This is a genomic window from Frateuria sp. GZRR35, from assembly GCF_051900415.1.
Lineage (GTDB): Bacteria > Pseudomonadota > Gammaproteobacteria > Xanthomonadales > Rhodanobacteraceae > Frateuria_A.
Genome location: NZ_JBHZGL010000029.1, coordinates 1 through 1,737, shown reverse-complemented (window position 1 = coordinate 1,737; position 1,737 = coordinate 1). Strand labels below are relative to the sequence as shown.

At 53.7% G+C, this 1,737-nt stretch carries 2 protein-coding genes and 1 pseudogene; all 3 read right to left on the bottom strand.

The window, feature by feature from the left end:
- Positions 1–274 (bottom strand): annotated as a pseudogene (locus ACFWZ3_RS17270) (hypothetical protein); the annotation flags it as partial.
- 89 nt (positions 275–363) lie between these two features.
- Positions 364–834, bottom strand: a complete 471-nt coding sequence (locus ACFWZ3_RS17265; protein WP_439708909.1) for a hypothetical protein — start codon at positions 832–834, stop codon at positions 364–366.
- A partial coding sequence (locus ACFWZ3_RS17260; RefSeq protein WP_439708908.1) for an RHS repeat-associated core domain-containing protein occupies positions 824–1,737 on the bottom strand: 914 nt, incomplete at its 5' end. The genes ACFWZ3_RS17265 and ACFWZ3_RS17260, both read right to left, overlap by 11 nt.

The following is a 1,737-nucleotide window of genomic DNA, read 5'->3' as shown; positions in this document are numbered from 1 at the left end:
CGCTGAACGCCCTGGACGTGCCTCCGCCGCTATAGACCGTGGACCAGGCACCGCCGTTGACGCTCTCCTGCAAGGTGTAGCTGGAGGCCTGGAAGACCGTACCCCAGCTCACCGTGTAGCTGCCCGTGCCGTTGGTACTCGGCGCACTCAGGCTCGGCGCCGAGCTGGGCGGGTTGTATACATCGCGCTGGACAGCGCTGACCCAGCCGCTGCAGGAGTATGAGTTGCAGGCACGCACGGCATACAAGTGGTTGTCACGGGCGGCGGCCCTCAAGCAACAGGGACATCTCACACCATCTCGCGGGCAACAAAGCCGAGTGCCTTCGGACCTGGCGGTGAAGTGATGACTGCTTAAGCCATTCTTCAGTAATACTGAAAATGCGTAACGTGCTCCAAATGAAGATACAGTCCATCCTGGTCTTTAAGAACTCTTGCCGAAAAATCAACGTCCGCCGTTAATACGCAAATTGCCGACCGCTTTTTTCTACAAATAGCATCGCCAGCCTTGAAGAATTCCAAGACCGTCTTATCGTGCATTTTGGATATGTAACCGAGCTGAATGATACCTCTGTTCACACATTCATTTCCGTGACCTTTTAGATCCTCAAAGTATGAATAACTGACATTATCGCTTTTATATACCACTTGCAGATTAACGACTTGGCCAACATAGTCTTTTTCGTGGTTCACGATACGGCATAGAGACGGAGTTAGATCAACAACCTCGGATTGCGTTACCACCCGCGCCGGCCCGCAAGACGACACCGCCAAGGCAGTGGCCGAGCAAATGGCAACCATTTCAAATCTGCTTGCCCACTTATAGTTAATTTTCATGATTTGAATCCCAGCCACTTAAGTCGCCCATGACCGAAGCCTCAATAGCCGAGCGCAAATCGCCCCCATTAATGAATCCACCCAATCCTTTTTCCAAAATGGCCTGCACTTTATATGCGTTGGATTCTGTTCTAAGGAATTCTTTCTTGGCAACATCACGATCTGGAGTATCGCCAGCAACTCCCCATCTTTCGGCGTCGATATCGTGCTGCGCCTCGTGACCTAAGCTACCCGCCGCCATATCTAAACCGCCACGACCAGAAATCTTGCTGACATCTACTGTAGTAGTGCCTCTTTGGTTTGTCTGCGCTACTGTCTTTCCTTTGAGCGAGCCAGGCACGTAATGTGGACCACTCTTTCCTTTCTCGCCAACGCGAGCAATGACGTTGCTGGCCGCCTTATATTCGCGCGATCCAAATTTGAGACCCTTTAGAGAATCGCGCAAATGGGAAACGTATGTATCTATTTTGCCGCAAAATTCCCTACCATTTTTTGTCGAATTATCACAGGTATACAAGCCAGTTGGATCGATATTTCGTATTGGATTATTGCTGGCGTACCAGTAACGATTGAAATGCTCCGACCCTGACGTAACCGGGTCAACGCTGAGGAACCGCCCCACCTCCGGATCGTAATACCGTTGCTGCATGTACACGAGCCCGGTATCCGGATCCTCCACATGCCCCGTATACCCCGGCCCCGCCGCCACCGGCCCCGCCTGTTGCTTCCCATAGGGCCGATAGTCGTACCGCGCAATGATGGTGCCCTGCGCATCCTCCCGCGCCAGCACCGTGCCCTGCACATCCGTCAGCACGTACGTCGTCGTTTCCGCCGCCTGCGCCTGGCCACCCAAGCTTAGGCTCAGCAGTGTCAGTACGACCGCCGCAACCCGCGCCCACGCCG

What these genes read in the sequence shown, in the direction of transcription:
- ACFWZ3_RS17265 (WP_439708909.1), bottom strand. Translation starts at nt 834, where the DNA reads ATGAAAATTAACTATAAGTGGGCAAGCAGATTTGAAATGGTTGCCATT.